The following is a 2,490-nucleotide window of genomic DNA, read 5'->3' on the forward strand; positions in this document are numbered from 1 at the left end:
GTCGCCGTGACTGAACCGCCCTTGATCTTGAACCGGTGCGGCGCATGGGCCGGAGCACCGAGGTCGTCGGAGGTGTACGCGCGGTAGATAAGCGACATGCTGCGCCCATCCCTCAGCGCCGCACGGATAAAGCCAGAGGCAACGCCGTCGATGTTGCTCAGGGCGAAGGTCAGGTCCTGGGTACCGTCGTCATTACGCGCCGGCAGAGCCAGGTCCATGCCGCAGGGCGTGCACACCACCTCCTGGCCGGTTTCGAGAGTGATGGTCAACTCATCCCACCCTTTGGTCATCCAGTAGGTGGTGATCCCATCAGTGATCTCGAGCACTTCATGGATGATCTCGGGGCCAGAGCTGGCATAGAGCCTTTTAAGGATGCTCATCGCGCAGACCTCTTGACCGACCAGGCCCCTGCAAGCGCTTTAGACACGTCGCCATTGCCACGGGCCAGGTCGCCAGCAATCTGTTTCTTTGCCTCGCGAATGAATACTTTCATGCGGTCACCATCCTGCTGCACGTCGACCTGGGCCGGCGCGTAGTTATGGACCTCAACGTTCATCGATCCGCCACCAGGCTTGGACGTGGCATCAACGCTGTTGGCGCGCTGAAGGTACCCCGTCAGGTCCCGATTCTGCGCCGGGCTCAGTACACGCTCGCCGCCATCGAGCAACCAGGTCCCCTCGCTGGGGATGTTGTTGATACCGGCGTGCGCCTGGCCGGATAGCGCCGACCCAACCCCGGTCATCAGCACCCCCGCTGCTGCTGCAGCAGCGATAGCAGCACCTGGGGCGATTGCTGGGCCCACGAATGGAACCCCGATCATCGCGGTAAATGCGTTCAGGCCGGCCATGGCCACCTGTGCGGCCGCGTAAGCCAGCAGCGAGTGACCGATGGATTGGATGAAGGTCGCGGCAAAGTCCTTGGCATTGAGCTTCCCGGTCTCGGCCCACTCGGTCAGCATGTCGGTCAGCGAGCTGAAGGCCGCTGCGCCCACGTTTTGCATGTTGCTGTAAAGATCCATGGCAGCCTCGGCCTGGCTGGCGAAGCCGCTTATGAAGCCCGCGGTGCCGTTCTGCTGCATCGCGTCAACGTCCTGGTAGTACTTCTCCTGCATGGCCTTGCGGTCATTCAAGGCCTTGTTGAGTATTTCCGTTTCGCGCTTGTAAACCGAGTCGGACACATCTCCGGCCACATGCTGCTGACGAAGATCCTCCAGCTGATCCTGGTAATCCTGCTCGATGGCCAGCAGGTCCAGGGCTCGCTGTTTCACCTCGTCGCTGCTGTACTCGAGCGAGTTCGAGCTGATGCGACCCTGCGCCAGCAGATCGCGGATGGTCAGCCGGCGCAGGCCAGGCATCAGGATGCCGGGATTCACCTGCGGCTGGATCAGTGCGCCGGCCGAAGCCGCGCCGCTGCCCAGCTGCTTGTCGAAGCTCTTCACGTCGACCTTTCCGGACGACTTGCCGTCCCAGGATTTCTGCAGATCCTCGGCAGTCTGAGCCGCGAAGCTCTTCTTGGTGGCTGGGTCATCGGGGTTGCCGGCGCTGAGCTTCTGCTCGATATCGAACAGGCGGGTACCCGCGGTTTTCAGTTCTTCCTGAACGGTGGTCAGATCGGTCTGCAGCTGTTTGCTGATAGCGCCATTCTGCTGAATTTCAGTCTTCTGGGCGTCGAACAGCTCCTGCATGCGGGTCTGTGCGGTTTCGATCGCTTTCTGTACATCAGAAAGTTCGGACATGGGGTAATCCTCGGTTCAGAGTTTGGGGAAGGTGTTGATGCGCTCCAAGAGCGCGGCGATTTCGTCGCCGCCTTCGGACTCGCTCCGAACTGCGGACTTGATGCGGGCGATGAACGCCTGCGATTCGGACTTGGAAAGGCCGACTGACTCTCTCAGCCAGTTCTCCGCGTCGCGGATGCTGTCGATGGTTTCCATGCTCTTGAGCGTGGAAACGGTGGCCGATTCATTGGCCGGGAAGGTGCACACGCTGATTTCCGTCAGGCGCGACACCTTGCGGAAGGAGAAACCGGTGGCAATCGTGGACATATCGCCCTTGGCGATGCTGCATCCAACCGACATGCCGCCGACGGTTCCATGCATCATTGCTGCCTTCAGGGCCTCGGACTGCGGGTTGCCTGGAGTCAGCTCGCCGCGTACATGCAGGCCCTTGCTGTCCTCAGCGAGATCAAGCCACTTGCCCACCGGGATCTCGTTGCGCCGATGGTTAAAGAACATGGCCACGGCGCGGCTCTGGCTCTTGAGCGCTTCCTCGAAAGCGCCCTGCTCCATGATGTCGCCATCGCTGTCGACCACATCGAACACGCTGGCATAGCCCTCGAAGACGCCCTGGGCGCCGCCATTGGCGAATTTGATTGCGGCCTGATCGAAGGCCAGGGTCTTGCAAACGCTTGGCATTTGCTGCCTCCAGAAAGATCAAACCCCGCTGGATGCGGGGTCTGGGTTACCGAGTTGGGTGATTGGCACGTTCTGCGATT

Annotated in this window: 3 protein-coding genes; all 3 read right to left on the reverse strand. The window is 61.0% G+C overall.

The features are described from left to right. A partial coding sequence (locus DMX12_RS28695; protein WP_110680086.1) for a DUF1833 family protein occupies positions 1 to 380 on the reverse strand: 380 nt, incomplete at its 3' end. Further along, a complete protein-coding gene (locus DMX12_RS28700; protein WP_256599247.1) occupies positions 377 to 1,735 on the reverse strand; it encodes a phage tail tape measure C-terminal domain-containing protein in 1,359 nt (452 codons plus the stop codon). The genes DMX12_RS28700 and DMX12_RS28695, both read right to left, overlap by 4 nt. A gap of 15 nt (positions 1,736 to 1,750) precedes the next feature. Then, positions 1,751 to 2,410 carry an HK97 family phage prohead protease gene (locus DMX12_RS28705; protein WP_110680085.1) on the reverse strand — a complete coding sequence of 220 codons (660 nt, stop codon included), beginning with the start codon at positions 2,408 to 2,410 and terminating at the stop codon, positions 1,751 to 1,753. Between the last annotated feature and the right edge of the window lie 80 nt (positions 2,411 to 2,490).

Source organism: Pseudomonas sp. MB-090624 (assembly GCF_003205245.1).
In the GTDB taxonomy this organism is placed as follows: Bacteria; Pseudomonadota; Gammaproteobacteria; order Pseudomonadales; family Pseudomonadaceae; genus Aquipseudomonas; species Aquipseudomonas juntendi.